Annotated in this window: 21 protein-coding genes and 1 riboswitch; of the genes, 8 read left to right on the top strand and 13 right to left on the bottom strand. The window is 62.3% G+C overall.

Annotation, left to right across the window (positions count from 1 at the left end; translation table 11 throughout):
* Positions 1-7: 7 nt before the first annotated feature.
* The 9 genes from AC13CN_RS17155 to AC13CN_RS17115 all read right to left on the bottom strand — a co-directional run bounded on the left by AC13CN_RS17155 (position 8) and on the right by AC13CN_RS17115 (position 9,408).
* A complete protein-coding gene (locus tag AC13CN_RS17155) occupies positions 8-1,885 on the bottom strand; it encodes a TonB-dependent receptor domain-containing protein (RefSeq protein ID WP_253557434.1) in 1,878 nt (625 codons plus the stop codon).
* Between the two features lie 140 nt (positions 1,886-2,025).
* A riboswitch (cobalamin riboswitch) is annotated at positions 2,026-2,260 on the bottom strand.
* Positions 2,261-2,292: 32 nt separating this feature from the next.
* Complete coding sequence (locus tag AC13CN_RS17150; protein WP_058578360.1) at positions 2,293-2,724, bottom strand: bifunctional adenosylcobinamide kinase/adenosylcobinamide-phosphate guanylyltransferase; 432 nt, start codon at positions 2,722-2,724, stop codon at positions 2,293-2,295.
* Positions 2,676-3,311, bottom strand: a complete 636-nt coding sequence (locus AC13CN_RS17145; protein WP_228219272.1) for a histidine phosphatase family protein — start codon at positions 3,309-3,311, stop codon at positions 2,676-2,678. The genes AC13CN_RS17150 and AC13CN_RS17145 overlap by 49 nt, the downstream gene beginning before the upstream one ends.
* On the bottom strand, positions 3,266-4,042 hold the full coding sequence (cobS, locus tag AC13CN_RS17140; RefSeq protein ID WP_054641779.1) for an adenosylcobinamide-GDP ribazoletransferase: 777 nt from the start codon (positions 4,040-4,042) through the stop codon (positions 3,266-3,268). Before cobS ends, AC13CN_RS17145 begins: the two co-directional genes overlap by 46 nt.
* Positions 4,039-4,587 carry a bifunctional adenosylcobinamide kinase/adenosylcobinamide-phosphate guanylyltransferase gene (locus AC13CN_RS17135; RefSeq protein ID WP_044629358.1) on the bottom strand — a complete coding sequence of 183 codons (549 nt, stop codon included), beginning with the start codon at positions 4,585-4,587 and terminating at the stop codon, positions 4,039-4,041. Before AC13CN_RS17135 ends, cobS begins: the two co-directional genes overlap by 4 nt.
* Positions 4,571-5,683: a threonine-phosphate decarboxylase CobD gene (gene cobD, locus AC13CN_RS17130; protein ID WP_044629359.1), complete on the bottom strand. Its 1,113-nt coding sequence runs from the start codon at positions 5,681-5,683 to the stop codon at positions 4,571-4,573. Before cobD ends, AC13CN_RS17135 begins: the two co-directional genes overlap by 17 nt.
* Positions 5,683-6,702 carry an adenosylcobinamide-phosphate synthase CbiB gene (cbiB, locus tag AC13CN_RS17125; RefSeq protein ID WP_483053284.1) on the bottom strand — a complete coding sequence of 340 codons (1,020 nt, stop codon included), beginning with the start codon at positions 6,700-6,702 and terminating at the stop codon, positions 5,683-5,685. Before cbiB ends, cobD begins: the two co-directional genes overlap by 1 nt.
* Positions 6,699-7,790, bottom strand: coding sequence for a nicotinate-nucleotide--dimethylbenzimidazole phosphoribosyltransferase (gene cobT / locus AC13CN_RS17120; RefSeq protein ID WP_483053283.1), 1,092 nt, complete (start codon positions 7,788-7,790; stop codon positions 6,699-6,701). The genes cbiB and cobT overlap by 4 nt, the downstream gene beginning before the upstream one ends.
* Before the next feature lie 109 nt (positions 7,791-7,899).
* Positions 7,900-9,408 carry an efflux transporter outer membrane subunit gene (locus tag AC13CN_RS17115; RefSeq protein WP_483053282.1) on the bottom strand — a complete coding sequence of 503 codons (1,509 nt, stop codon included), beginning with the start codon at positions 9,406-9,408 and terminating at the stop codon, positions 7,900-7,902.
* 147 nt (positions 9,409-9,555) lie between these two features.
* On the opposite strand from AC13CN_RS17115, the gene AC13CN_RS17110 reads away from it, so the two are divergent.
* The 6 genes from AC13CN_RS17110 to AC13CN_RS17085 all read left to right on the top strand — a co-directional run bounded on the left by AC13CN_RS17110 (position 9,556) and on the right by AC13CN_RS17085 (position 18,715).
* The gene (locus tag AC13CN_RS17110) at positions 9,556-10,632 is read left to right on the top strand and encodes an efflux RND transporter periplasmic adaptor subunit (protein ID WP_052509936.1); all 1,077 of its coding nucleotides are present in this window, start codon (positions 9,556-9,558) and stop codon (positions 10,630-10,632) included.
* 8 nt (positions 10,633-10,640) lie between these two features.
* Positions 10,641-13,763, top strand: coding sequence for an efflux RND transporter permease subunit (locus tag AC13CN_RS17105; protein WP_483053281.1), 3,123 nt, complete (start codon positions 10,641-10,643; stop codon positions 13,761-13,763).
* Positions 13,764-13,965: 202 nt separating this feature from the next.
* Complete coding sequence (gene edd / locus AC13CN_RS17100; RefSeq protein WP_058578351.1) at positions 13,966-15,855, top strand: phosphogluconate dehydratase; 1,890 nt, start codon at positions 13,966-13,968, stop codon at positions 15,853-15,855.
* On the top strand, positions 15,855-16,820 hold the full coding sequence (gene glk, locus AC13CN_RS17095; RefSeq protein WP_058578350.1) for a glucokinase: 966 nt from the start codon (positions 15,855-15,857) through the stop codon (positions 16,818-16,820). The genes edd and glk overlap by 1 nt, the downstream gene beginning before the upstream one ends.
* Before the next feature lie 15 nt (positions 16,821-16,835).
* Complete coding sequence (locus AC13CN_RS17090) at positions 16,836-17,705, top strand: aldo/keto reductase (RefSeq protein WP_253557440.1); 870 nt, start codon at positions 16,836-16,838, stop codon at positions 17,703-17,705.
* 44 nt (positions 17,706-17,749) lie between these two features.
* Complete coding sequence (locus AC13CN_RS17085) at positions 17,750-18,715, top strand: carbohydrate kinase family protein (protein WP_058578348.1); 966 nt, start codon at positions 17,750-17,752, stop codon at positions 18,713-18,715.
* A 21-nt stretch (positions 18,716-18,736) separates the two neighbouring features.
* On the opposite strand, the gene AC13CN_RS17080 is transcribed toward AC13CN_RS17085, so the two are convergent.
* The 4 genes from AC13CN_RS17080 to zwf all read right to left on the bottom strand — a co-directional run bounded on the left by AC13CN_RS17080 (position 18,737) and on the right by zwf (position 23,295).
* Positions 18,737-20,218 (bottom strand): glycoside hydrolase family 32 protein, encoded by a 1,482-nt coding sequence (locus AC13CN_RS17080; RefSeq protein WP_253557063.1) that lies wholly within the window; start codon positions 20,216-20,218, stop codon positions 18,737-18,739.
* A gap of 211 nt (positions 20,219-20,429) precedes the next feature.
* Entirely contained in the window at positions 20,430-21,092 is a 663-nt protein-coding gene (locus AC13CN_RS17075) for a bifunctional 4-hydroxy-2-oxoglutarate aldolase/2-dehydro-3-deoxy-phosphogluconate aldolase (RefSeq protein WP_044629369.1), read from the bottom strand.
* Positions 21,093-21,134: 42 nt separating this feature from the next.
* On the bottom strand, positions 21,135-21,800 hold the full coding sequence (pgl, locus tag AC13CN_RS17070; RefSeq protein WP_044629370.1) for a 6-phosphogluconolactonase: 666 nt from the start codon (positions 21,798-21,800) through the stop codon (positions 21,135-21,137).
* 1 nt (position 21,801) lies between these two features.
* A complete protein-coding gene (gene zwf, locus AC13CN_RS17065) occupies positions 21,802-23,295 on the bottom strand; it encodes a glucose-6-phosphate dehydrogenase (protein WP_062360298.1) in 1,494 nt (497 codons plus the stop codon).
* 325 nt (positions 23,296-23,620) lie between these two features.
* Between zwf and malE the strand changes: the two genes are divergently transcribed.
* Together malE and AC13CN_RS17055 are read left to right on the top strand one after the other, a co-directional pair.
* Positions 23,621-25,186, top strand: a complete 1,566-nt coding sequence (gene malE / locus AC13CN_RS17060) for a maltose/maltodextrin ABC transporter substrate-binding protein MalE (protein ID WP_253557061.1) — start codon at positions 23,621-23,623, stop codon at positions 25,184-25,186.
* Positions 25,187-25,383: 197 nt separating this feature from the next.
* Entirely contained in the window at positions 25,384-26,415 is a 1,032-nt protein-coding gene (locus AC13CN_RS17055; protein ID WP_044629384.1) for a LacI family DNA-binding transcriptional regulator, read from the top strand.
* Position 26,416 lies beyond the last annotated feature (1 nt).

The raw sequence follows: 26,416 nt of genomic DNA, 5'->3' as shown, positions 1-26,416 counted from the left end.
ACGTTGGCTACTGGCCAAAATGAACACTCACGAAGGCCGCACGGCCGGCGTTGAGGTAATCAAAAGGCACGAAAGCCCCGGCTCCGGGATCAAACTCTGAACCTTGCGCAGTGACCACCTCTTTATCCAATGCGTTTTCCAACGTGGCACGGACTGACCACATTGGCGCAAAGCTCCAACCGGCGCGCAGATTGACCAGGCCGAAGCCGCCCAGGCGGTCCTGGTTGTCGGCATCGTCATAGCGATGGTTCTGCACCACCCAGGAACCGCCCAGTGACCAGTCGCCCAGCTCACGATCAACATCAAAGCGCAGGCTCTGAGTGGCACGGCGCTGCAGGCGCTTGCCGGTCTCACGATTCTCAGGGTCGGTGTAGGTCGCCGCAGCGGCCAGTGTCCAGTCAGCCAGTTGAGCGCCAGCGCTCAGCTCGACACCGCGGATACGCGTGGTGGGGATATTCGTCGTCGTGCCGCCCATTTGCCAGGAAATCAGATTGTCGATCTCGGTCTGATAGAGCGCCGCATCCCAGAACCAGTGCGCATATTGACCACGCATCCCGAACTCCAAGGTTTCGGAGGTTTCTGCTTCCAGATCAGGGTTGCTCCAGCCCGGCCAGTAGAGCTGATTAAACGTCGGTGCCTTAAAGGCTGTGCCGTAGCTGGTACGTAACGTGTGATGGGCATCCAGGTCATAACCCAGCGCCAGGCTGCCGGTCACTTCGTCACCGTATGCCTCGTTATCGTCGAAGCGCAGGCTGGCCTGCACGGCGAATGGCGCGAAATCCAGCAACGCCTGACCGAAGACCGCCTTGTTGTCGCGTTCTTCGATATCATAAGGGCCATCCCAAGGCGTACCCCCGGTAATACTACCGGCCACGCTATCGTTCAGATACTCCGCGCCGATAATCAGCTCATGCACACCGGCACTAAACGTATTCTCCCAACGGGCCGTGCGCGTCTTCGTATCAAGAACAGAATCATAGGCATAGTTGACGCTCTCATCGCGTGCTTCACTAAGCGTCAACCGGCTGCGCCAGTTATCAGTGATCGGCAGCTCACCATAAATGCCCGCCACCTGTTGCACATAATCCGTCGTGGCCAAGTTACCACTCACGTCATACTCGGTAGTACCACGCGCCCTCAGCGCCAAAAAACCGACTTCCGCACCGCTATCGAAGGTATGTGACATGCGTGCCAGCGCCGAGGTATTGTCATAGCCCATATCTTCGCCGCCCTGGCGTACCGGCTGGCCACCGGTATCGAAGCGGCTACCGGCAAAGCTATAGCGGGTGCCACCACTGCTGCCCGAAAGTCCGGCACTATACCGCTGGGTGTCGAAGGAGCCACCACCAAACGAGAGGCGTGGAGTCGGTTCGCCCTCTTCGCCATCGTGCGTAAATAGCTGCACCACTCCGCCCACTGCATCGGCACCATAGAGACTGCCGCGCGGGCCACGCACGATCTCGGCACGCTGGAACATGCGCGGATCGAGGTACTGCCAAGCTGCACCGCCCGCCGTCGCCGAGCGCAGGCGAATGCCGTCGATCATCAGTAGCGTCGACTCGTTGCTGGTACCCCGCAGGTAGGCACTACTAGTCTTGCCGAAACTGCCATTGCTGGAAACGTCCACGCCCGGCTGGCCGCGCAGCAGGTCGGTAATACTGACGGGGTCTTGGCGGCGCAAGGCTGCTTCACCAATCACCGTGACCGATGAGAGGCTTTCATTAGCGGTGCGCGGTGCCAGTGCAGCCGTAACGACGACGGGATTAAGCGAGCTGACAGTGCCTGCCGTTTTCGTCGAGGTTTGCGCCTGCGCCTGGACGGCCATTGGCAAAGCAGCCATGGCGAACGCCGCCAGAGTGACGGGGGGGTAAAAACGATTAAACATGGTGGGTCCCTTGCTCACTGTGCTCACCCGCACAGCGTGTTTTTAGTGACCGGGCAGGGGCACACAAGGGAAAGCATCGGCTGAACGCCTCTGGTATTCGCCCTGCACATGCCCTCCGCATGCCGGTAATCTTTGGCTTTTTTAGTCGTCACTCTTAGGCCGGTCTCCGGGCTGACGAGCGAAAGGGGCGGCTTAACGTAAGCGCCATACCTTTCCGAACGACCACCTTCCCATGCGTAAGCACAGTGGCGTCTCTAGCCGTTCTTATCTCGATCACCGTTGCGGGGGCAGCGTTGGATTCACAAAAAACGTTCACCAACTTCCCGTTTAATTGATGGCGTTAGTGCCACCAGCACCTGAGAGTGCGCGTAAACTAGCAACTTGTTAGAGGTTGGTCAATTTACCGTCTAGCCTTTCAGCGCCTGTAATAGGCCGTGGCGAACGTACCATACCTGCTCAGCGTGGGCGGCGGCATCCTGGGTGAACCAGCCGTTTAAATCGCGCAGGCGGCGCTGGTCTCGGGCGATGGGCACCAGGCCACGACCCAGTTCGTTGGCAATAATCACCAGCGTGACGTTATCCTCTGCGGCGGTTTGGTTTAGGCGCTGTAAATCTTCCCGCCACTGGGCTCGCCACTCGTCGCTGCTGAAGTCAGAATCCTGCGCGGCGGTGAGCCACTCAAACAAGCCGTGGAGCACCAGCGGCGTATTCGGTAGCATGACGTGGGCGACCTCATGAAGGCGCTGGCCAGGGGCTAAGCGCCACCATACCGCACTGGGGAAGCGTTGTTTTACAGCGTCGCGCTTACCTGCACTGGCACCGCCGATGAATAGTTGCATTGCCATTCTCCTTTTCCATCCTCACCTGCCTGATACGCGAGCTGCCAGCGCCGTCCTTGGGCCTGATGCACAATTCCCTCCCAAAAATCGAGGGTTTCAAAACGGCGGCGTAGCTCACGAATCACACCGCCGTGGGTCACCACTAACACTTTTTGATAGCCATACTGCTGAGTGTGTGCCGCGACATCGTCGAGCCAAGCATCTAGGCGTTCGCGCAGCTGGCCAGAAGACTCTCCACCGGGAATTTGCAGCTCTCCGGCGCTATCAATCCAGGCACGATAGTGCGGCAATTCTTTTAATTCATCGTAAACCTTGCCTTCGTACTCGCCAAAATCGAGCTCCCGTAGGCGCGGTTCGGCATAGACGGGTATACCCGGTTTTGCTGCTTGTAACCACGCCAGCGTTTGCTGGCAGCGGCCAAGGTCACTGGCATAAATCGCGTCAAAGCGTTCATCCATCAGGGCTTTCCGAAGCGTTAGCAGCCCTTCCTCCGCATCGGGAAACAGCAGCGGAATATCTCGCTGGCCCTGGTAACGGCGCTCTAAATTCCAGGCGGTGATACCGTGACGAACTGCCACCAACTCCACATTAAGACCAGTAGCCAAAGCTCTCCTCCTTCAATGGTGGCACCGACCATATCGCCGTTAATGCCGTTAAATAGACGCAGCAGCGCCGCACGCGTCAGCGCTAACCAACACGCGACTGCGACCAGCCATAGCGCCATTGCGGGCCATACCAACGCCAGCGGTAGCAACGGCACCAGCGCTAGCCCAACATCGCGGCAGCTGAGCGACTGCTGCCAGCTCCAGGCCAGGCCGCGTGAGTGGGCGCATGGGGTCAGTACAAGTAGCGCGACTCCCGCCCAACGCCCCAACGCGGGCACCACCATCAGCCACCACAGCGGCGCGTGATACTGCAGCAGCGCCCAGAGCAGCACGCCCTTCCAGGCCAGCAAAAACAGCAGCGCTAACATACCGAAGCTGCCGATTTGTGGGTCTTTCATGATCTCCCAGCGCCGTTCCAGCGGCTGGTTGCTGCCCAGCGCATCGGCCAGGTCCATCACGCCATCCAAGTGCAGGCCACCGGAAATGGCCACCCACAGGCTAAGCAGTACCAGCGCCGCGATGGGCGATGGGGTTTGCCACTGGCCCAACAGCAGGGCGACACAGGCCAGCAGCGCCCCCACCATCAGGCCCACCAGCGGGTAGGCGCGAATGGCCCAGCGCCGGGTGGCCGGTGTCCAGGGGCAGGCAACGGGGAGCGGCAGACGCGTCAGAAACTGCAGCGCCAGCAGCATGCCGTACAGAGCGTGTTTCATGGTGCGCCAGCCGCCTTCCATTCGATGGACTGCCCGGCCACCACCTCCACCACCCGGTCGGCCTGGGCCGCCAGCCAGCGGTGCAACCCTTGCAGGAATTCCACGTAGCGCCACACCTCTGCCGAGGCAGGCAGGAGCGCTTCGTTGAGATCGTTGGAGACCACCACCAGCGTCACCCCCCGGCGGCGGGCATCGTGAAGCGCACGCACCAACAGCGCAAAGGCTTCCGTTTCGCTGACCGGTGCGGCGTCCTCCTGAGTATTGAACATCACCTGGCTGGCCCAGAGGGTCAGGCAGTCCAACAGGGCGGCATGGCCGTTGGGCACCTGGGCCACGGCCTGTTCGATGTTGAGCGGGGCTTCCAGGGTGACCCAGTGGTTGGCGCGGCGGGCCTGATGATGGCCTACCCGTTCGGCCATTTCGCTATCGTAGATGTCGGCGGTGGCCACGTAGTAACACGTCTTGCCGTCGGCGTACTGCTGAACACACTGCTCCGCCACCAGGCTCTTGCCCGACCGAGCCCCTCCACTAACAAAGACAATCATTCAGCACCTTTGACAACCGATCATTGGTCACACCATCACGTAGCGCCAGCCTTAGCCAACCACCCTTCAGGCCAGCAAAACCATGGGTATGTCGCGCCAGCATACCTTGGTGAAGCAGGCGCTCAAGCAGCACGATACTGGAAATGCCCCGCTGCCGCTGGGCGGCCCCAGGCCGCACCAGATGAAAGCAGCTGTGGCTGGGCACCACCTCCAGCCCCAGCGCGGCCAGGGCAGCGCCCATGCGTGGCTGCTCACGGGCCAACCACTGGTGGGTACGCCGGGCAAAGCCCTCATCCGCCAGCAGCGGCGGCACCAGTTCAGCAGCCAGATGATTGACGCTCCAGGGCGGTTGCTGCGCCTGAAGCTGAGCGATACGCCCCTCATCGGCCAGCACGTAGCCCAGCCGCAGGCCCGGCAGGGTAAAGAATTTGGTCATGGAGCGCAGCAGGATCAACGCCGGGTAGCGTTGGAGCAGCGGAGTCAGCGGTGCAGCCTCCAATGCCAGGTCGATGAAGGCTTCATCCACCACCAGCGAGGCCCCCGGTTTCAAGGCGTCCAGCAGCGCCTCGATAAGCGCCACGGGCAGCAGCGTGCCGGTGGGGTTGTTGGGGCGGCAGACGAACACAACATCAGCGCTGGCTGCCGCCTGCAGCAACGCGGCCGCGGGCGGGTCGAAGGTGCCCGGCAACAGGCCAAGCTCGCTGATGCGCACACCGTGGGCGTTGCAGGCCCGGGCATACTCGCCAAAGGTAGGAGTGACGATCAGCGCCTGCTGGCCAGCGTGGTGCGCCGCCGCCAGAAAGATGGCCTCCGCACCGCCGTTGGTGAGCAGTACCTGCCCCGGCTCCACGCCTGCGTGTTCGGCAATCGCCTGCCTGGCGGCGCGGTAGTCCGGTTCGGGGTAGCGGCCCAGCCCAGCCAGGCGCTGGGCCAGGTAGCCGGTTACCCAGCCGGGCGGGCCCAGCGGGTTCAGGTTGGCGCTGATATCTTCCAGCGGGTGGTCGGCAGGCAGGCCAAAGCGCTGCAGCAGCGCGGCGGCCTGGCCACCGTGGCTTGGCCAATGATGGAGAGGCAGATTGCCGGGCTGGTCGCGCATCACCCGGCCCCCGTAGCCATCACGAGGCACAGCTGCAGGAAGAGCAGCAGGAAGAACATCAACAGGAAGAACAGCAGCCAAGCCCCGTGCATCAGCCAAATCGTGGTAGTGATGTGGCTGGCTTTCAGTAAATCATGGGCGGTGCCCAGCGTGGCCCGGTGTGATACTTGCCCCTGGTAGACGTTGGTGCCGCCCAACTGGACGCCCAGCAAATTCGCCACCATCGCCTCGGGCCAACCCGCGTTGGGGCTTGGATGGCGGGGTGCTTCGCGCCAGGTGGCCGCCAGAGCGCCCCGCCAGCGCAGAGGTGAGCGGTGAAACACCCCATACAGCACGCCCGCCAGCCACAGGCACAGGGCGGTCAGCCGGGCAGGCAGCCAGTTGGCCAGGTCGTCCAGCCTGGCCGAGGCGTAGCCGAAGTCGCCGTAGCGCTCGTTCCGGTAGCCCACCATGGAGTCCAGCGTATTGATGGCCTTGTAGGCCAGCGCCAGCGGCGCGCCCCCCAGCAGCGCAAACAGCAGCGGCGAGGTAATGCCATCGACGGTGTTTTCCGCCACGGTTTCCACCGCGCCTCGGGTAATCTCGGCTTCATCCAGAGCCTGGGTATCACGCCCCACCACTCTGGACAGCGCCTGCCGCGCGCCGGGCAAATCGCCCTGCCGCAACGGGGCGGCAATGGCCCGCCCGGCATCCGCCAGCCCCTTGATGGCCAGCGCCGTGGCCAGCAGCCACAGCTCGGCGGCCAGCCCCAGCCAGGGGTGCACCCACGACAACAGCGCAAGCCCCAGCCAGGCCACCGACAAGGTGCCCAGCACCACCACCAGGGTAAGGCACCCGCCCAACAGGCGCCGCCGCTGGGGGCTGCCTTTGTTCCAGCGGTGCTCCAGGGCGCTAATCGCCTTGCCGAGGATCACCACCGGGTGGGGCAGCGCGCGCGGGTCCCCCACGATCAGATCGATGACGATGGCCAGCGCGACCCATCCGGCCAGAGCGGGCAGGCTCAGCAAGTCGAGACTCATGGTGCCTTGCCACTCACCCCCGCCTGGGAGAACGTGGCCATGTCACTGAGCATGGCGACAGCAGCCTGTAGCAGCGGGTAAGCCAGCGCCGCCCCACTGCCCTCGCCCAGGCGCATTTCCAGGGCCAGCAGCGGCTGCGCCGCCAGGGCTTCCAGCGCCAGGGCGTGGCCCGGCTCCGCCGAACGGTGGCCAAACACCAGGTAGTCGCGCAGTGCCGGGGCCATGCGGCAGGCGGTCAGGGCCGCTACCGTGGCAATGAAGCCATCCACCACCGCGGGCAGGCGGTGGGCCGCCGCCGCCAGGTACGCACCCGCCATGGCGGCGATTTCCAGGCCGCCCAGCTTGCACAACACCTCCAGCGGGTCGTCAGGATTCGCCTGGCGATTGGCCAGCGCCCGCTCGATGACCGCCGCCTTGTGGGCCTGCTGGGTGCTGTCGATGCCGGTGCCCGCCCCCACCACCTGGGCGGCAGGCACCCCTAGCAAGGCCGCCAGCATGGCGCTGCTGGCGGTGGTGTTGGCGATACCCATTTCGCCCACGATGAGCCCATTGGCCCCCGCCTGTACGGCCCGCTCGACCGCTGCCATGCCGGCCTGTATGGCCTGGCGCGCGTCGTCCAGCGGCATGGCGTCGTGGTGCAGCATGTTGGCCGTGCCCGAACGCACGCGGGCATCGGTGGCTCCCGGCAGCGGTCGCGGCGACGCCACACCGACATCCACCACGTCCACCCGAGCGCCCAGCTGGCGGGCAAACACGTTGATGGCCGCGCCCTGCTGAACGAAGTTGGCGACCATCTGCGCGGTCACCTCCTGGGGAAACGCCGACACGCCTTCAGCGGCCACGCCATGGTCGGCGGCAAACACCACCACGGCAGGGCTATCCACCCGAGGGCGGGCGCTGCCCGTGATGGCGCTGAGCTGAATCGCCAGCGCTTCGAGCCTGCCCAGGCTGCCGGGCGGCTTGGTCAAGGTATCGAGGTAGGCACGAGTGCGCTCAGCGGCGGCGGCATCGACGGGGCCGATATCAGGCAGCCAGGGGTAAGCGGCAAGGGAGTCAGAAGCGGCAGCAGAGGACGCGCTGGGAGGCATGGCAGCTCCAGTGGCAGCAAAACCAGAGATGAAGTGATCGCAAGCGCAGCATGGTAACAGATGCGGGCGGCCAGCGGAGCCACCCGGACTGTGGTTACCGTACCGGCAATCAGTAAACGGGGGTTTCCTGCCAGCCACCGCCCAGCGCCTTGAACAGCGTGGCCGTGGCCGCCAGCTGTTCACGGCGCGCATCGGCCTGGGCCAAACGGGCCGAGAGCAGGTTGCGTTCGGCGTCCAGGCGCTCCAGCTGGCTCACCTGCCCCTGGTCGTACATCAGCACGGCCAGCTCCCGGGTACGGGCAACGGCCTCCAGCTGTTCGTCGATGGCGGCCAGCCGTCGCTCGCTGAAGTCGTAGCTGTAGAGCGCATCGCGCACTTCGTTGAAAGCGGTCAGCACGGTCAGGCGATACTGCGCTTCGGCCTGTTCGGCCAGCGCTTCGGCGCTTTCCACCCCGGACTGGCTACGACCGAAGTCGAACAGCGGCCCCATCACCGAGGCCCCGACGCCCCAGGTGCGGGCCACATCGCTGAACAGATCACTGGTGCTGGCGGCCGCAGTGCCCAAAAAGGAGCTGAGATTGAGCGACGGCAGGCGGTTGGCCTCGGCCACGCCGATCTGGGCGGTGGCCGCGATCAGCGCCGCTTCTGCCGAGCGAATGTCGGGCCTGCGCTGGAGCATCGCCGACGGCATCATGGCAGGTATGCCCACCGGCTGGGCCAGGTCGTCCAGCCGCGACGTGCCGGTGTCCAGGGTAGTCAGCAGCTCATCGGGGGACATGCCCACCAGCGTGCCCAGGGCCCCGCGCAGGGTTTCCACCTGCTGCTTGAGCGACGGCAGCTCTGCCTGCAGGTTGCGCCACTCGGCTTCGGCCTGGCGCAGTTCCAGTTCGCTGATGTCGCCATGCTCGAAGCGCAGCGCCTGAAGGCGATAGGTCTCCTGGTACGCGGCCAGGGTCTCCTCCATCAGCGCTTGCTGGGCTTCGGCACTTTTCAGGCTGACGTAGGTGGTGACCACGTCACCGATCACGCCCAGCTCGGCGGCGTCTCTGGCAAACAGGCTCTCCTGCAGGGCGGCCATGGCCGCAGCGCGCTGGTTGGCTAGCCGCCCCCACAGGTCGATTTCATACTCCAGGCTAGCGGCCAGGGAGTACTGGTTGTTGGTGGAGGTCAGCAGCTCCTGCACGGACTGAACATCGATGGGCAGCAGCTCCTGCACGGGCTGAACATCGATGGGCAGCGCCGCCCCCGGAGTGCGCTCACGGTTGGCTTCGGCCTGATAGCCCACGGTGGGAAAGCGCTCGGCATCGGCAAACCCCAGCTGGGCCCGGGCCTCGCGAATGCGCGCCAACTGAATCGCCAGTTCGAGATTATCTTCGCTGGCGCGCTCGACCAGCCGGTTCAGCGCCGGGTCTTCGAAGCGCTGCCACCAACGGTGCCAGTCGTCACGGGCCTGCTGCTCCAGAGTGATATGGGCAGGCCAACTCTCCGGCAGCTCAATGTCGGGCGTTTGATACTCCGGGCCGACCGCACAGCCTGCCAGCAGCAAGGCCAGCGCCGAGGCAGTGGTGAACGGTTTGAGGCGGGGGCCCCACGGGCGATTCCTGTGCACGCTGATCATCCTTGCAGTTCGGGTGAATACCGATTTAGGGCGGCGTTTAACCAAACACCTGTTCGAAGTGGCTAAGAGTACCTATTATAGGGGGCTGACGAAACAGGGGATACATCACACCACCGTGATCCCCATTGACTTGCAGGGAGGCATTGGATGAGGTTCATCCGCAAGGGGAAGTGGCTACCCACTCTGGCCGGGTTGCTGGCATGCGTGACGTTATTGGCAGGTTGCAGAGACGCCGAAGAGCCCCCCGAGCCTCCGGCTCAGGTGGTCAAACTGTTTGAGACTGGCCAGCAGCAGGCCTTTTCGGGCCGTCGTTTTGTGGGTCGCGTCGATGCCGTGAGCACCGTCAATCTGGCCTTTCAGGTGGGCGGCCGCCTGACCACCTTTCCAGCCGTACAGGGCACCACGCTGGCCAAAGGCGAGCTGATCGCCCAGCTCGATCAAACCGATTACGCCTTGCAGGTGCGCGCCGCGGAAGCGGAATTGTCCCAGGCCCGCCAGCATCTGCAGCGGCAGGAAAATCTGTATCGCCATAACGCCGTCTCCGCCTCGGTGCTGGAAGCGGCCCGCACTGATGCCGAGCTGGCCGCTACCCAGCTGGAGAGCGCCCGCCAGGAGCTGGCCTACACCTCATTGTACGCGCCCTTTGATGCGCTGATTGCCCGCCGCCTGGTGGAAAACCACACCACGCTGCCGCCCAATGCCGAAGTCGTCCGTATTCAGGACATCTCGGAGCTGCGCATTCGCATCAACGTGCCCGAAGCGCTGATGCAGCATCTCGATGGCGAACACGGTTTCAACGCCGAAGCCGAGATCGCCACGCTGCCCGGCGAGCGCATTGCGCTGGAGTACCGCGAACACATCACCGAGCCCGACGAGGTCGCCCAGACCTATCAGGTGGAGTTCGCGCCCGCCCAAGGCGAGCACCTGGTGGCGCTGCCCGGCACCACGGCCACCGTGTTCATCGAACCCGCCGAGCGGCTGGTGTCCGGGGTGATGATGATTCCAGCCAGCGCCCTGGACACCACCGAGAGCGGTGATTTTCGCGTGTGGGTCTACGACCCCGACGAGGGCACGGTATCGCCCCGGGAGGTCACCGTGGGTGAGCTGAGCGACGACGCCGTGATGCTGGTGGCAGGCGTTCAGCCTGGCGAGTCGATTGCGGCGGCCGGGGTACACCTGCTGCGCGACGGCATGCGCGTCAAACCGCTGGATAACGCCCTCTAGGAGCCGCCATGAACATCGCCAAGCTGTCCATCGAACGGCCTCTCAATACCTGGCTGATCGTGGTGATCTGCCTGTTGGGCGGTATCTGGGGATTCAATACGGTGGGCAAACTCGAAGACCCCGCCTTCACCATCCCCAACGCCATCATCAATACGCCCTACCCCGGCGCCACCGCCGTGGAAGTGGAAGAAGAGGTCACCGAACGTCTAGAGCGCGCCATCCAGGAGATGGAGCAGATCGACGTCATCGAGTCGAAGTCGCTACCTGGGCGCTCGGAAATCCAGGTGGAAGTCCACTCCAGCTACCGCAGCCACGAACTGCCGCAAATCTGGGATGAGCTGCGCAACAAGATCAACGATGCCCAGGGCGACCTGCCCGAGGGGGTGCTGGGCTCCCAGGTCAACGACGATTTCGGTGAAGTGTACGGCCTTTTCTATGCGGTCACGGCCGATGGGCTCACCACGCAGGAGATCCGCGACATTTCGACGTTTCTTCAGCGCGAGCTGCTGGCAGTACCCGGCGTGGCCAGGGTGACCACCGCAGGCGAGCGGGAAGAGACCATCTACATCGACATCTCCAACGAGCGCCTGACCACCCTGGGCATTCCCATCAATCAGGTCATCAACACCATCCAGACCGAAAACGCCGTGGAAAACGCGGGCAGCCTGCGGGTAGGGGAACGCCAGGTGCGGCTGGTGGCGCGTAGCGACATCGACAGCACCGCGCTGATCGAAGCCATCCGCATCGGCCGCCCCGGCACCACCGAACAGGTGTCGCTGATGGATATCGCCACCGTCTACCGCGAGCCCAGCGACCAGCCCAACCAGCTGATTCGCTATAACGGCGAGGATGCCTTCACGCTCGGCATTGCGGGCGCCGCCAACGACAACATCATCGAAGTGGGCGAAGCCGTCGAAGCCCGCATGGAAGAGCTGAAAAGCCGCCTGCCGCTGGGCGTAGAGCTACATCCTCTCTACGAACAGCACCATGTGGTCAACGATGCCATCAACGACTTCCTGCTCAACCTGGCCATGTCGGTGGCCATCGTGATCGGGGTGCTGTGCCTGGCCATGGGCTGGCGCATCGGCGTGGTGGTCGGCAGTACCCTGCTGCTCACCGTGCTGGGCACCCTGCTGTTCATGGGGCTGTTAAACATCGAGATGGAGCGTATCTCGCTGGGGGCGCTGATCATCGCCATGGGCATGCTGGTGGATAACGCCATCGTGGTCGCCGAAGGCATGGTCACCAACATCAAGCGCGGCCAGCGCGCCAAGGAGGCTGCAGGCAGCGCCGCCAAGCGTGCCCAGCTGCCGCTACTGGGCGCCACGGTGATCGGCATCATGGCCTTTGCCGGTATTGGCCTGTCGGACGATGTCACCGGCGAATTTCTCTACTCGCTGTTCATGGTCATTCTGGTGTCCCTGATGCTGAGCTGGCTGCTGGCGATCACCGTCACCCCGCTGTTTGGCTACTACCTGCTGCGCCAGAAAGGCGACGACGAGGACCAGCCCGCTGACGAGCAGAAAGCAGGCGAGCGCCAGCACGAAAACGAGGAGGAGGAGGACGAGCCCAGCAAGCGCGAGCTGTACGGCGGCCTGCTCTATCGCGCCTATCGCCGGGTGCTGCTGCTGGCGCTGGGCATGCGCATCATCACCGTCAGCGCGCTGGTGCTGATCACCGCCGTGTGCCTGTGGGCCTTCAGCCTGATTCCCCAGTCGTTCTTTCCGGACTCCAACACGCCGCTGTTCTTCGTCAATATGGAGCTACCCCAAGGCACCGACATTCGCTCGACCGCCGATTACGCCGCCGATATCGAGGCGTATATCCTGGAGCAGGAGGACGTGGTATCGGTGGCCAGCTTCATCGGCCAGGGCGCTACCCGCTTCATGCTCACCTACGCCCCGGAGCAGCCCAACACCGCCTATGCTCAGTTCATCGTGCGCACCGAAGACCTGGACGCCATTCCCGCGCTGGACCAGCGCTTCTACCGAGAGCTGAACGAAGCGTTTCCCAGCGCGCAGGTACGCACCCAGCGGCTGCAATTTGGCCCGGGCGATGGCGCGGGCATCGAAGCGCGCTTTCAGGGGCCCTCCCCGGAAGTGCTGCGCTCGCTGGCCGACCAGGCCCAGCGCATCATGGCCGACAGCCCCTACCTGATCGACCAGCGCACCGACTGGCGCCAGCAGGAGCTGGTAGTGCGCCCGCGCATCAACGAGGAGCGCGCCCGCATTGCCGGGGTCAGTCGTGAAGACATCACCCAGACTCTACAGTTTGCCTCGTCGGGCATTCGGGCAGGCACCTACCGTGAAGGCGAGCACCTGCTGCCCATCGTCGCCCGCCCCCCGGCGGCCGAGCGGGACGATGTGGCACTGCTGGAAAACCGCAACGTGTGGAGCGCCGCGCAGCAGCGCTTCGTGCCCATCAGTCAGGTGGTCTCCTCCTTCGATACCGATAGCGAGGAAGCGCTGATTCAACGCCGCAACCGGGTGCGCACGTTGACCGTCGGGGCCGACCCCGCCGAGGGCTATACCGCCGCCCAGACCTTCGGCGGCATTCGCGAAGAGATCGAGGCCATGACGCTGCCACCGGGCTACCAGCTGAGCTGGGGAGGTGAACACGAGGATTCCGGCGATGCCCAGGAGGCGCTGGCCCAGCAGTTGCCCATCAGCCTGCTGGTGATGCTGCTGACCTCGATTTTGCTGTTTGGCAAGCTCAAGCAGCCGCTGATCATCTGGCTGGTGGTGCCCATGTCGGTGTGTGGCGTGGTGATTGGCCTGCTGGTGACCGGCCTGCCCTTCTCGTTTACCGCCCTGCTGGGCATGCTCAGCCTGTCGGGCATGCTGATGAAAAACGCCATCGTGCTGGTGGACGAGATCGATGGGCAGATCAAGGAGGGCAAGGCGCGCTTTTCTGCTCTGGTGGACGCCAGCATCAGCCGCTTGCGGCCGGTCTTCCTGGCCGCTGGTACCACCATCCTCGGCATGCTGCCGCTTTTGGCCGACGCCTTCTTCAACAGCATGGCGGTGACCATCATGGGCGGCCTGGCGTTTGCCTCGCTGCTGACGCTGATTGCCGTACCCACCCTGTATGCCATGCTGTTCCATATCAGCAGCGACGAGGTCGACTCCTGAGCAGGCGCGTTCGGCCCATGAGCGCTTTTTGGCTATCATGGGCTGGACGCTGGGATCATCCGACTCATCCTTTCGGGTAATAAAACTACAACTTAATCTATAAATAGCGTTTTTATTGCCGTAAAGTCTCTTATATCGACGCCATAAGATGTAAAATAACTACAAATCTGGATTCACCGTCTCTACACATGCAGAGGTCTCTATGCCTGGTTCAACACCCGCCACACTCAATCCTACGGTTGCTAAGGTTACCCAACGCATTCGTGAACGCTCTGCCGAGCGCCGCGCTCTCTACGAGCGCCGCATGGCCGACCAGCACAAGCGTGGCGTGCATCGTGCCGAGCTCTCCTGCGGCAACCTGGCCCACGGCTTTGCTGCCTGTAGCGCCCAGGAGAAAGACTCCCTGAAGCTGATGAACAGCGCCAACCTAGGGATTATTTCTTCGTACAACGACATGCTCTCGGCCCACCAGCCGTTCGAAACCTTCCCGGAAACCATCAAAGCGGCCGCCCGCGCCATGGGTTCTACCGCGCAGTTTGCCGGTGGCGTACCCGCCATGTGCGATGGCGTAACCCAAGGCCAGCCGGGCATGGAACTCTCGCTGTTCTCCCGCGATGTAATTGCCATGGCCACCGCCGTGGGCCTGTCGCACAACATGTTTGATGCCGCGCTTTACCTCGGCGTATGCGATAAAATCGTTCCCGGACTATTCATTGGCGCGGCGCGCTTTGGTCACTTGCCCGCCATGTTCGTACCCGCAGGCCCGATGCCGAGCGGCTTGCCGAACAAGGAGAAAGCGCGCATTCGCCAGCTCTACGCCGAAGGCAAGGTGGGCCGCGAGGAGCTGCTGCAGGCGGAGTCCGACTCTTACCACAGCCCCGGCACCTGCACCTTCTACGGCACCGCCAACTCCAATCAGCTGATGATGGAAGTGATGGGCCTGCACCTGCCGGGCACCTCGTTCGTCAACCCAGGCACCGAGATGCGCGAAGCGCTCACCCGCTACGCCACCGAGCAGGCCATTCGCAACACCGAACCCGGCGGCGAGTATCGTCCGTTCTATAAGCAGATCGACGAGCGCGCCATCGTCAACGCCGTGGTCGGCCTGCTGGCCTCCGGTGGTTCGACCAACCATACCATGCACCTGATTGCTATGGCGGCAGCGGCAGGCATTACCCTCAACTGGGATGACTTCACCGATCTGTCAGCGGTCACCCCCAGCCTGATGAAGGTGTACCCCAACGGCCAAGCAGACATCAACCACTTCCAGGCCGCAGGCGGCATGAGCTACCTGTTCCGCGAACTGCTAGGCGCGGGCCTGCTCCACGGTGACATTCCCACCGTGTTTGGCACCGACCTGACCGCTTACACCCAAGAGCCCTTCCTGGAAGATGGCAAAGTGGTCTGGCGCGAAGGCCCGGAAAACAGCCTGGACGAAGAAGTGCTGCGCCCGGTCGCGACACCCTTCGCTCCCACCGGCGGCCTGACCGTGATGAAAGGCAACCTGGGCCGTGGCGTGATCAAGGTCTCGGCGGTAGCCGAAGAGCACCGCATCGTCGAAGCGCCGGTGAAGATCTTCGAAGACCAGAACGAGATGAAAGCGGCGTTCGAGTCGGGCGAGCTGGACCGCGACGTGATCGTCGTCGTGCGCTTCCAGGGCCCCAAAGCCAACGGCATGCCCGAGCTGCACAAACTAACACCGTTCCTGGGCGTACTTCAGGACCGTGGCTTCAAGGTGGCCCTCGTCACCGATGGCCGCATGTCCGGCGCATCGGGCAAAGTACCCGCCTCTATCCACATGAGCCCGGAAGCGCTCGACGGCGGCCCGCTGGCCAAGCTGCGCGATGGCGACGTGGTGCGCCTGGATGCCAACGCCGGTACGCTGGAAGCCAAGGTAGACGCCGCCACCTGGGCCGAGCGTGAGCTCGTCGTCGCCAATTTGGATCACTACCATGTGGGCCTGGGCCGCGAGCTGTTCTCGGGCTTCCGCCACTTGGCAATGCGCGGCGAAGAAGGCGCAGGCTCGTTGGGCGGCTTCGAAGCCGACGATCTCGCTCGTCAAGAAGGTCAGATTTTTCAAGAGGACGCCTGATGCGACCGGCATTAATCGGGGACATTGGCGGCACGAATGCTCGCCTGGCGCTGGTTACGCCGGGCGAGGTCACGCCCCACGACATTCTTAACCTGCCCTGCGCCGATTACCCCGGCGTGATCGAGGCGATTCAAGACTACCTCGCTCGGGTAGGCGCCACAGGCGAAAACGCGCCCAAAGAAGCCTGCCTGGCGTTCGCCTGCCCGGTACATGCCGAGCGGGTGAAAATGACCAACAACCATTGGGACTTTATGAAAAGCGACGTTCAGCAGGCGCTGAATCTGTCGCTGTTTAAAGTCATCAATGACTTCACCGCCCAAGCACTGGGCGTTCCCCACGTGGGGGAAGATAACCTGGTGGAAGTGCAGCCTGGGGAAGCCCAGTCGCACTCGACCCGCTTGGTCATCGGCCCCGGTACGGGTTTGGGCGTGGCCGGGGTGTTCCCCGGCCAGCACGCCTGGATTCCGCTGCCCACCGAAGGCGGTCATGTCACCTTTGCGCCTACCGACACCACCGAACGCGCGCTGCTGGACGTGTTCTTACAGCGCCACCAGCGGGTGAGCGTCGAGCGCATTCTGTGCGGCCAGGGGCTGCTAGAGCTATACCAAGCCCACTGCACCCTGGAAGGCCAAACGCCGCGCTGCGAGACCCCCGCCGAGGTGACCCAAGCGGCCAACCAGGGCGATGACCTGGCCACGGCTACCCTGCTGCGCTTTTTGAAAATTCTCGGCGACGTGTGCGGCGATGCCACCCTGACCATGGGTGCGCGCGGCGGCGTGTATCTCTGCGGCGGCATTCTGCCCCGCCTGTTGGACTGGCTGCCCAAGTGTGAGCTGCGCGCAAGTTTCGTCAATAAAGGGCGCATGGGCGCTTACAACGCCGACATCCCGGTGTGGATTGTGACTCACCCATGGACCGGCCTGCTGGGTGCCGCCGAAGCGCTGCATAACGAAGAAGTCTTTTAATTGGTGGGAAACGCCATGGCTGCTGTGACCTTTGACGTGCCGTTCGTACTCGGCATGATGCGCCTGCATGAAGAGCAAGAGATGCACCAGGCGAGCCATTTGGCCGACTGGATCGAAGCTCGCTTAGAGCAGGGTCTGCACTGGTTCGACCATGCCGACATTTACGGCAACGGAGCATGCGAAACACTGTTTGGCCAAGCGCTGCGCGCCCGCCCGGCACTGGCCAAGCGGTTGAATGTCGTTACCAAAGCCAGCATCGCCAACGACAACCCGGCCCCCGGTTCCGGTAAGGTCAAGCACTACAATGCCAGCCCGGACTACTTGGGCCGCGCCATTGACGATGCGCTGGGCCGCCTGGGCGTCGAGCGTCTGGATCACTTTCTGATTCACCGCCCGGACCTGCTGATGAATGCCGAGGCCACCGGCCGTGCACTGGACGATGCCATCGACGCGGGCAAGATTGGCGCGGCGGGTGTTTCCAACCATCTACCCAGCCAGTGGCGCAGGCTGCAACGCCACATGCATCACCCGCTACGCGCCAACCAAATCGAGCTTTCGATTGCCCATAGCGCGCCGTTGTTTGACGGCAGCTTTGACGACCTCGGTGCCGATGGCCATGCGCCCATGGCGTGGTCTCCGCTGGCGGGCGGCCAACTGATGCAGGGTGAAGTGAGCCGCGTATTGAACCGTTTAGCAGGCGAGCTTAACAGCACACCCGGCGCGCTGGCGCTGGCCTGGCTCCGCACCCTGCCCGGCCGCCCAGTACCGGTCGTAGGCAGCGTGAAACCGGAGCGTATTGCCGATATGCTGGACGGCCCGGAAACGCTGCCCAGAGAAGCCTGGTACGAACTGCTGGAGGCCGCCCGCGGCCACTGCGTCGCTTAGTACGCTCACTCAACATTGATGCCAATAATGACAAGGAAAGACCTATGACACCGGTGATTGCTTTCGGTGAAGCCTTGATTGATATGCTCTCTAGCCGGTTAGGCGATAACACAGGGCAGGAAACCTTTACCCCCTATGCTGGCGGCGCGCCCGCCAACGTGGCGGTGGCCTGCGCACGGCTCAACGTGCCCAGCCAGTTTTTGGGCATGGTGGGTGATGATACGTTTGGGCACTTTCTAATTCGTGAGCTGAAAAGCCACGGCGTGGATACCCAGGGCGTCGTGCTTACCAAAGAGGCGCGCACGGCGCTGGCGTTTGTCTCCCGCGACAGCAGCGGCGAGCGCACCTTCGATTTCTACCGCCCACCGGCCGCCGACCTGCTCTACCGCTTGGAAAACCTTCCCCACGGCGTGTTCGAGCAGCCCGCCATCGTTCACCTGTGTAGCAACAGCCTGACCGACCCCGAAATTGCCGAGACCACCCTCGCGATTGCCGCCATGGCCAAGCGCGCAGGCTGTCTGGTGAGCGTGGACGCCAACCTGCGCCACAACCTGTGGGCAGAGGGTGCGGCAGATCCTTGGCTGGTCACCGAGCTGGTCGATAGCGCCGAGCTGGTCAAAGTCTCTCTCGAAGAGCTGGACTACCTGCGTGGCGACCACCCACCAGAGGCGTGGTTAGCCGAGCGCATGGCCGCAGGGGTGAAGGTGATTGTAATTACCGACGGCCCCAATAATGTGGTGCTCAAAGGCATCGGCATTGACCAAACCGTGACGCCGCCCAGCGTCACGGCGGTGGACACCACCGCCGGTGGCGATGCCTTTATTGGCGGCCTGCTCGCGGAGCTTTCAAGCTACGGCATCAGCGAGAGCTGGCACCAGGACAGCGCATTTCTCACCCGCGCAGTGGACATTGCCTGCCGCTGCGGTGCCCACGCGGTCACCCGCCCCGGCGCGTATGCCGCGCTGCCCACCCACGCTGATATTGAAGCCCTGCGCAGCTCGGCAGGCTAGCACTGAGCGTCGTCGAGGCCGCTACTCGACGGCGCTTTGGATGCCCCCTTCTGCCACCTCCACCCGCCCACTGACGACTTCCAACGTCACCGGCTGACGGCGATGATCGACAAAGCTAACCTGAGTGATGCTGCGCTGTTCAGTGGCCCCGTCGACCAACATTTCCAGCGTGCCGTGATCGCACCACCACGTTACCGTCACCGTTAACCCATCGACGCTGCCCGCCGCGTGGTCGCAGGCAAAGTGCTCATCAAAGGTGGCCTGACCGTTACTCCCTTGACGCTCATAGTGTAGCGACGTTGTTGATTCGCCTGCGGTCAGCCACAGCCGCTGCTGATAGCCCTGCTGCAGCGACAGCGCCAGCCTTGTGCCTGCTTTAAGCACCAGCGTCAGCTGGCCGTAAACCGCCGCGCCCTCTGGCAAAGCAATGCAGTGCTCCCCTGCCGTTTGAAGCGAGCGAGGCGATATGTGGCTTGGGGCGCTGAGCGCTTGAGCTGCTTCGCGAGCAAAGCGCTGTCGTAACCGCACCCCACGAGAAGTCGCACGCAGCGTCAGCTCTCGCGGCAGGCTCATGGTGCCCCGCCAGCCCGTTTCGGGGGCATGATTGGCGTACTGCCAGTTGTTCAACCACGCCAGCGCAAGCTGCCGCCCGGGGGTATTCGACCAGCTCTGCACCGCGTAGAAATCCCGCCCTTCGTCCATCATCAGCACGACGTCGGCAGCGTTGTCATTGGTGAAACGCTGGCCGTCAAACTCGCCGATAAAGTACTGGGTAAACGAGCCAAACGGGTTATCCGGCGTGGCGCCAATCCCCACCACCAGCACCCAGCGCGTGGCGGGCTCATCCGACCCAGCGCCGTCCACCGGCAGCTCAAACAGATCCGGACACTCCCAGGGGTGCTGGGTATGCGCGCCCTCGCCTTCGCCAAAGGCGCTGGCAAACTGCCACTCCAGCAGGTTATGGGAGGTATAGAAGTGAATCTCCTGCCCACAGGCCAGCGCCATTACCCAGCGCTGGCTAGGGCCATGCCAAACCACTTTAGGGTCGCGGAAATCTTTAAATCCAGGCGGTGGCAGAACCGGACTCCCCTCGTAGCGCTGCCAGGTACGGCCCCTGTCGCGGCTGTACGCCAGGCACTGGGACTGCTGGTAATCCTGCGGGTCATCGGAGAGCACCTTATGGCAGGTGTAAAACGCCACGAGCCCCGGCTGGCCCTCGAACAGCCCCGTCATATCGTGCTCATCGACCACGGCACTACCCGAAAAGCAGGCGCCGTCTTCGTTGGGTGCCAGCGCGATGGGCAAATGCTGCCAGTGACACAGGTCGCGACTGACCGCATGCCCCCAGTGCATCGGCCCCCAGACGGTGCTGAACGGGTGGTACTGATAAAACAGATGGTACTCGCCCTCGAAAAACACCAGCCCGTTGGGGTCGTTCATCCACCCCATCGGAGGAGTAAAATGCAGCGCAGGATGCTGAGGCTCAAAATCCGCTAACGTCATGCTTAAAACCTTAACTTAATCGGTCAACTTAATCGTTTAAGTTAGCGTATCACGCCTATTAACTAACGGAAGTATCCCCTTTAGGTGTAGACGTAAAAAAGCCCGAGCATGGCGACATGCTCGGGCAAACGCCTTGCTCACACGACCCGACATCAGTGAGGCAAGTGACGAGAGTGCTCGGTACTGTGTTTTACATAAGTGGTGGAACCGTTTAGTGGTGGAAACGCTCCGCTGCTTGGCGGGCCAGTTCGCGAATGCCGTCCCAATCTTCGGCATCGACCATGGCTTTCGGCGTCAGCCAAGAGCCGCCGACACACATCACGTTGGGTAGTGACAGGTAAGATTCAGCGTTATCAACGGTAATACCGCCCGTGGGGCAGAAACGCGCTTCAGGAATTGGCGCGCCGAACGCTTTGATCGCCTTGGCACCGCCGCTGGACTCTGCCGGGAAGAACTTGAAGCGGCGGTAGCCGTACTGCCAGCCGGTCATCAGCTCAGAAATGGTAGAAACGCCCGGCAGCATCGGCACCGGGCTCTCTACGCCGTAGCGGTAAAGCGCGTCGGTGGCACCTGGCGTAACGACGAAATCAGCGCCGACTTGCTCGGCTTGGCGATATTGCGCGGGCGTCAGCACGGTGCCGACCCCAATGCTGGCACCCGGTAGCGCCTCTTTCATGCGCTTGATGGCTTCCAGGGCGCAGTCGGTACGCAGGGTAATTTCCAGCACGGTCAGGCCGCCTTCGACCAGAGCTCGGCCCAGCGGCACGGCGTCTTCCAGGCGCTCGATGGTGATCACCGGGATCACTTCGGCTTTTAGGCAAATGCTGTCTAGCTCGGCGGTGCGCGTTGAGGGAAGCTGTTTATCGATGGTCATCAGTGAGTCTCCAAGCAAATTGTTATTGGCGAAGGCGGTTTATTAGGGCGCCCAGTAGATCGCCAGCGGGCAAGATAGAAACGCGCGAATCGGCAGCGTGCGAACATCGTCACCACCCATGGCGTTGGCCAATACGGCACGCTTATCGTCGCCGGTGATATGTAGAATGTGGCGCTTCGCCTGATGCAGGCGGTCCGCCGAGAAGGTAATACGCGGCTGCGGCTGGCTGGGGGTGCGCACGGCCACTAGCGGCTCATCGGTAGAAAGCGCTAGGCCCAGCTCTTGGCTATCGGGGAACAGCGAAGCCGTGTGGCCATCGCCGCCCATGCCTAAAATGACGACGCTCGCGGGCCAGGCAAGTCCTGCCGTTGCTTCTGCCACCGCTGGCACGCCCTCTTCCGGGGTGCCAGCGTCCGAGGTGAGCGGCACGAAGTTAGCCGCCGCCGCCGGGCCCTGCAGCAGGTTCTCGCGCACCAGCTTGGCGTTGCTGTCGCTGCTTTGCTCATCTACCCAGCGCTCGTCGGCCAGGGTGATATCTACCCGCGCCCACTCCAGCGGCTTTTGTGCCAGCGCCTTGAAAAACGGCACGGGCGTTGAGCCACCGGAGACCACCAGCAGCGCACGTGATTGGTTGACAAGGTCATCGGCTAGCGCCTGATAGACGGCTTCCGCTAGCTGCTCGGCTAGCGCTTGACGTGCTTCGCTCATGTTAATAATCCTCGTACCAGCTGCGGCCATCCTGGGTAATCATGGCAATAGAGGCGACCGGCCCCCAAGAGCCTGCCGGGTAGCGGCGCGGCGGGGTTTCGCGTGCTTTCCAGCCGCTGATGAGCTGGTCGCACCAGCGCCACGCGTGCTCCACTTCATCCCGGCGCACAAACAAGTACTGCTGGCCTTTCATGACTTCTAGCAGCAGACGCTCGTAGGCATCCGGGATACGCGATTTCGGGAAGGCGCTGTTGAAATCCAGGTGCAGCGGGCCAGGGCGCAGGCGCATGCCTTTATCCAGGCCGCTATCCTTGGTGAGCACCTGAAGGGCAATGCCCTCTTCCGGCTGCAGGCGGATAATCAGCTTGTTGGAGGCGATGCCGCGCTGGTCCGGATCAAAGATGTAGTGCGGTTGCTGACGGAAATGAATGACGATTTGCGACAGTTTCTCCGGCATCCGTTTACCGGTGCGCAGATAGAACGGCACGCCAGCCCAGCGCCAGTTGGACACTTCGGTCTTCATGGCCACGAAGGTTTCGGTCTGGCTCTGGGTGTTGGCACCCTCTTCTTCCAGGTAGCCCGGCACAGCCTGGCCATCGCTGGTACCGGCAATGTACTGGCCACGCACCACGTCGCGGCCCAACGCTTCGCCGGTAAACGGCTTCAGCGCCTTGAGCACTTTTACCTTCTCGTCACGGATGGCATCGGCATCCAGGTTGGAAGGCGGGTCCATGGCAATCAGGCAGAGCAGTTGCAGCAGGTGATTCTGCACCATATCGCGCAGCTGGCCCGCATCATCAAAGTAGCCCCAGCGGCCTTCAATACCCACTTTTTCGGCGACGGTAATCTCGACGTGGGAGATATGGTTCTGGTTCCACTGGGTGCCGAACAGCGGATTGGCAAAGCGCAGGGCGATCAGGTTTTGAACCGTCTCTTTACCCAGGTAGTGGTCAATGCGATAAATGCGTGATTCAGGGAACACGGCACCGATGGCGTCATTGATCTCTTCTGAAGAGGCCAAGTCATAACCAATCGGCTTTTCCACTACCACGCGGGTATCGTCATCCAGGCTGTTGCTGGCCTGGAGATTGCGGCAAATGTCGCCATAAATACGCGCGGCGACGGAGAGGTAGACCACCATTGGGCGCTTGCTGCCTTCGCGCCACTGGCGAATGGCGTCGTAGCCCTCTGCGGTGGCAAAGTCGAGCTTGAGATACTCTAAGCGGTTCAGGAAGCGTTCAAGGCTTGCCTTGTCCTGCTCCTCTTTTTTCAGGCGCTTCTGCAGCGCGCCCTTGACCAGCTGACGGAACGCGGCAGTGTCGTGCTCCTGACGCGCCAGCCCCATGATCCGCGTGCTTTCGGGCATTAAGCCTTCGCGGTCAAGATGATACAGCGCAGGAAACAGCTTGCGCATGGCAAGGTCGCCTAGCGCCCCAAAAAGCGCTAAATCAATAGCGTGATTCGGATCGCCCAGCGGGGCATGTGACTGGCTCATCTCAACTCCTGTTTATAATTAGGCCGTCTAATGTAGTTAGATTACCTAAAATCTATCTTATATGAGGCATTATACGCAATAATTCGTGTAATTTTACTACAAAATATTATCGCCTGCTGCCCTTTCCGGTGGGTTTTACAACGACGATGTCGCGCCCTGACCGCCTACGCTTCTACCTTTACTCTACGCCCCTTGGATACGCCACCCCTCCTCCCCCCAAGGAGGAGGTGGCCTTGCGCTGAATTAGAGACGCTGGCAGTGAACAAAGCACGTCCAACAACGAACGTGCCCGACAACAACAACGTCACAACGAGGTATGCACATCATGGCAATGGTTCGTCCATTTTTCACGCCGCTGCTCGCCGCTACGCTAGCAGCCACCGCCACACTCCCCGCCTTCGCCTTTGAGGATGACCGTTTAACCATCTGGATGGGCGACAATAAAGGCCAGGAAGGCATCCGCGCGGTCGCCGACCAGTTCTTAGAAGAGACCGGCATCGAAGTGGAAGTTGTGTTTCCGGACAACCTGACCGACCGCTTCCAGCAGGCGGCAGGCAGCGGCCAAGGGCCGGATATCGTGATTTGGGCCCACGACCGCATGGGTGAATGGGCACAGAGCGGCCTACTCAAACCGATTGCACCCAGCGACAGCTTCCGTGAAGCGTTCTACGACTTCACCTGGGAAGCCGCGCTGTGGAACGGCGATACCTATGCCTACCCGATTTCCGTGGAATCCCTTGGGCTGATTTACAACAAAGCGCTGGTGGAAACACCCCCCGATAGCTTTGCCGAACTGATGGAGCTGGACGCCACGCTGGCTCAAGAAGGCAAGAAAGCCATCCTGTTCGATTACAGCGAACCCTACTACGGCTGGACGCTGCTAGCCGCCAACGGCGGCTACCCGTTCAAGCAAACCGATAGCGGCTATGATGTCAGCGACATTGGGGTCAACAATGCCGGTGCCCTACAGGGGGCCGAGCTGCTGGTGGAGCTGATCGATAGCGGCGTAGTGCCCCGGGGCACCGACTACAACCTGATGGATACCCGCTTCAACCAAGGCGAAGTAGCCACCATGATCAGCGGCCCCTGGGCGTGGCCCAACCTGGAGCGCAGCGGCATCGATTATGGCGTGGCGCTGCTGCCCCGGGTAGGCGACGAGCGCGCCCGACCGATGTTTGGCGTGACGGCCGCGATGATCAACTCCGCCACGCCCAACGACTTCCTGGCGGTGGAGTTTTTAGAGAACTACCTGCTCAGCGAAGAGGGTATGCGCACCTTCAACAGCGATGGTTCGCTGGGTGCGGTTGCCCATATCAACTATCAGGCGGAGCTGGCGGATAACCCCAACATTGCCGCTACGCTGGAAAACGCCGAAGTGGGCATGCCGATGCCCAACATTCCTGAAATGGGTGCGTTCTGGGCCGCCATGGAGCCAGCGCTGCAAAAGTACCAGCGTCCGGCCACTAAATTCGTAGCCGGCTTTATTGGCTCACCCACCATGAACTTTATGCCCGCCGAGCTACTGAGCGGCACCGCCGACGGCTGCCGAGTGAAAGCGGCGGGAGTGGGAGAAGTATCATTGCCCCAAGCGGGCGACGCTTACTCGAAAGGCACCTCGCTCACACTTGGCGTGCGCCCCGAGCACCTTCGCCTGGAAGCGCCTCAGGGCGATAACTGCTTTGATATCGTCAACGTTGAATACCTGGGTAACGAAGTCTACGTGTATCTGGAGCCGAAAGAGGGCTCTACCTTGCTGATCCATCGCAGCGAAGCGCCCAGCCAGTGGCAAGAGGGCCAGCAGGTATCGCTGGTACCGGATACCGAGCATGTACATCTGTTCGACGAAAGCGGGGCCGCGTTAATCCTCTCTGCTACACGCACAGCAGCTTAAATACTGCTAGAAAGCCCCATCACGGCCTTGGCTGGGTGAAACGTCTTCCCAAAGAGTGTAGTCGTCACACCATCAAGGCCGTTATTCTTGTGCACTACAAGTTAATAATTAGCCTGCGCTGTATATGTGTCAGGCACGCACCCTCTCCGCTAACGTTCTTCACCTGTTTAGGAAGCACCGTGACCGCCCCTCGCCGAATGACCCTAAAGGATCTTGCGCTCGAACTCGGCGTCTCAACCGCGACGATTTCCAACGCCTTTAACCGACCCGACCAGCTCTCCCCGCTACTGCGCGACCGCATTCTTAAGGAAGCTAAGCGGCTGGGGTATAGTGGACCCGACGCCAAAGCACGCAGCCTGCGCACCGGACGCTCCAGCATCGTGGCGGTGATTCTGGCCGAAAGCCTGACTTACAGCCTGAACGATGCCGTGGCCAGTGAGTTTCTCTCTGGCGTGGCTGAAGTGCTGGATGCCCACGGCCATACCATGCTGTTATTACCGGGCCGAGGCCATGCTTCCCAGCCACCCGGCTCGGCTAATATCGCCGATGGATTTATCGTTTACGGGCTGATGCCCAACAATAAACTGCTGAACGAACTGTCCTCTCAACGCCCTTTGGTGTCGGTAGACTTCGATATCGACGGCAGCCCTACCGTGCACATCGATGATCGTGATGCCAGCTACGCGATGGCAACCCATGCGCTTAAGCAGCGCCCTCTTCGGCCTGCCATTATCAACCTGCGTTTAACTAAAGAGCACTGCAATGGCCGGGTGACCAAAGAGCACACGATGCTGCCCGACAGCAGCACGATAAGCCGTGCGCGCCTGGCCGGTTTTCATGCCGCGCTCACTGAGCATGGCTTTGATACCGAACAGGTTCCGCTGTGGAATATTGAAGAGAACGTGTTTGACGTGTGCTCGCCGGTGATTACCGAGATCATCGATCTGCCCGCTGAGCAGCGTCCAGATCTACTACTATGCATGTCAGACCGAATTGCACTCACTGCGCTAACGCTAGCAGAGCAGCGAGGCATTCACGTCCCAGGGGAGTTACGAATTACCGGCTTTGACGGCATTGCCGAAGGGCAGTACCGGGCGCCACGTTTAACCACCGTACGCCAGGACAGCGCAGGTAAAGGACGTGTGGCAGCCAAAATGATTTTAGGCCGAATACCAAAAACCCAGCAGCTGCTCAAAACCGAGCTGCTGCTGGGCGATACCTGCCCTTAAA

The organism is Vreelandella sp. L-25, assembly GCF_056857535.1.
The sequence above is the reverse complement of the archived record's forward strand: the minus strand, read 5'-3'. Positions and strand labels throughout refer to the sequence as shown.